Source organism: Anaerotignum sp., from assembly GCF_045122575.1.
In the GTDB taxonomy this organism is placed as follows: Bacteria; Bacillota; Clostridia; order Lachnospirales; family Anaerotignaceae; genus Anaerotignum_A.
Genome location: NZ_JBGVHV010000121.1, coordinates 1 through 2,334 on the forward strand (window position 1 = coordinate 1; position 2,334 = coordinate 2,334).

The window sequence follows — 2,334 nt, forward strand, 5'->3', positions numbered from 1 at the left end:
AATAATGGCCAGCGGAACAAAGCGCTTGCCGTTGAAAAACGCCAATGCTTCCGGCAGTTTGCGGAAATTGTAATATTTATTATAAACAATGCCGCCCAAAAAGCCGGAAATGATGCCGACAAATACCCCCATATTCAGGGCAGGTGCCCCCAGCACAGAGGTAAAATAATTTTCGACCAGCATTTCCCGCCCGAAGAAGGAGGAGACCACTGCGGTTTCATCGGCCAGCATATCATTGTTTACCCCAAACACAGCCCCGGTGATACAGTTGATGAGGATAAATGCAATGGTGGCTGCAAAGGCGCCGCCTGCCCGTTCCTTTGCCCAGGAACCGCCGATGGCGACCGCAAACAGAATATGCAGATTGATGATGACCGCCCAGCCAATGCTTTCCATGGTGGAACCAACGGTCATCAGGAAGGAGAGATCTGTCATCTGCAGCAGCTTCCCCATACTGAGCATGATCCCTGCTGCAGGCATAACAGCGATCACCGTCATCAGAACCTTCCCCAGTTTCTGCAGAAGGTCAAAATTGATGCCGCCCTTTTTCTTAGGCGCCTCTGCTGCAGAAAGGGTTTCCCCTTTTCCTGCCGCAGGTTTTTCTTCCAGCGTGATCACGCTGTCCTTCCCCGCCGTCACACGCCCCTTTGCCATCTGCAGCGGGATATCTTCCGTCAGATTGCAAAGCAGGATCGGGGTAACAGACGGAATCTTTTTCTGTTCCAGAAAATGCAGATCCACCTCTGCCACCAGATCCCCCGCCTGAACGCTGTCGCCAGCCTTGACGTGGCTGGTAAAGCCCTTTCCTTCCAGTTTCACGGTATCCAGCCCCACATGAACCAGAACCTCCAGCCCCTCTTCGGAAACAAATCCGTAGGCATGAAGTGTTTCCGCTACCGTTTCCACCTTCCCGCTGACAGGGGCATAGATCTTCCCATCCACAGGAAGGATGGCAATGCCCTCTCCCAGCATTTTCTGCGAAAAAACCTCATCGGGAACCTGTTCCAGCGGAACCACCCGACCACTCATCGGTGCCAGAATTTTTCCGGCTCGTTTAGAATCCATTTTCCTGTTCATCGTTTCGCTCCTTCTTCCTATAGTCTTTCGCCTTACTTTGTCCAAAGTCTGCAGGATTCATCCGATAAACAGCAAAAAATTTCCGAAAAATACAGAAATGGAAAAAGCAGCCCGGACGGACTGCTTTGATTCGGAGTATATTTTTTGAACAAATGCTTATGGACGCAGCCCCAGGCCGCCTTCCAGTGTGATCGTTTCCCCTGTCAGATATTTCAGATCGGGAGAAGCCAGTGCCACGCAGGCACGGCCGATTTCTTTTTCCACATCGCCATAATGGCCCATGGGAGGCATTTTCACATTTGCCTCAAAGGCTTCGGGGTACTGATCTGCCCATTTTTCCAGCTGGGCTGTCCACGCCAGAGGACAGACAACATTTACATTGATATCATCCTGCCCCCATTCCGTCGCCGCCACACGGCTCATGCCACGGATACCTTCCTTGGCCGCCGCATAGGAGCTTTGTCCGAAGTTACCGAAAAGCCCTGCGCCGGAAGCAAAATTGATAACGGTACCCTTTGTTTTCTTCAGATGAGGGTAACATGCCTTCATATAATAAAATGTTGCATACAGACCGGAATAGATGGCCAGATCAAACTGTTTTGTCGTCTTTTCCGACAGAGGTACACCGGAGGCCGATGCCTGCGCGTTATTGATCAGCACATGGATCGCACCGAATTTTTCGATGGCCTGATCGATCACATTCTGTACCACCGCTTCATTATCCGCACCTGCGGCCACATCCGCCTGCACAGGAAGTACCTCTACGCCATACAAGCGTTCCAGTTCCTCTTTCGCATCCAGTAATTTCTGCATATTTCTGCCGGTAATGACCAGATTCGCGCCTTCCTTTGCATACGCTGTTGCGATGCCGTAACCGATGGAACCGCATCTGCCATCCTTCAGGACCGCTCTGCCGCCGCCGGTAATGATTGCTGTTTTACCTTTCAAATGTCCCATACATTTCACCTTCTTTTTTTATTTCCATTCTGCCAGATATTCATCGATATAATGAGAAGCCACAGCCCCATCTGCCACTGCCGTTACCACCTGACGCAGCACCTTTGTTCTGACGTCACCTACGGCAAAGACACCGGGGATGTTCGTTCTGGTAGATTCATCTGCAATGATGTAACCGCTTCGATCCAGTTCCACCTGTCCTGCCAGAAATTCTGTTACAGGCTTTCTGCCTACGCTGATAAAAATACCATCACAGGCAATTTCTGTTTCTTCTCCCGTTTTTACATTTTTCAGACGAAC

Annotated in this window: 3 protein-coding genes; all 3 read right to left on the reverse strand. The window is 50.6% G+C overall.

Translation table 11 applies throughout. From position 1 onward, the window contains the following. On the reverse strand, positions 1-1,077 hold a 1,077-nt coding region (locus tag ACJMLT_RS06080), incomplete at its 3' end, for a glucose PTS transporter subunit IIA (RefSeq protein ID WP_405728104.1). Positions 1,078-1,233: 156 nt separating this feature from the next. Continuing rightward, the gene (locus tag ACJMLT_RS06085; protein WP_405728107.1) at positions 1,234-2,034 is read right to left on the reverse strand and encodes an SDR family NAD(P)-dependent oxidoreductase; all 801 of its coding nucleotides are present in this window, start codon (positions 2,032-2,034) and stop codon (positions 1,234-1,236) included. A gap of 18 nt (positions 2,035-2,052) precedes the next feature. Beyond that, positions 2,053-2,334: NAD(P)/FAD-dependent oxidoreductase (locus ACJMLT_RS06090; protein WP_405728110.1), on the reverse strand; the 282-nt coding region annotated here is incomplete at its 5' end.

Bases quoted from the DNA above. Each gene is read 5' to 3' on its own strand.
- ACJMLT_RS06085 (WP_405728107.1), bottom strand. From the start codon at position 2,034: ATGGGACATTTGAAAGGTAAAACAGCAATCATTACCGGCGGCGGCAGA.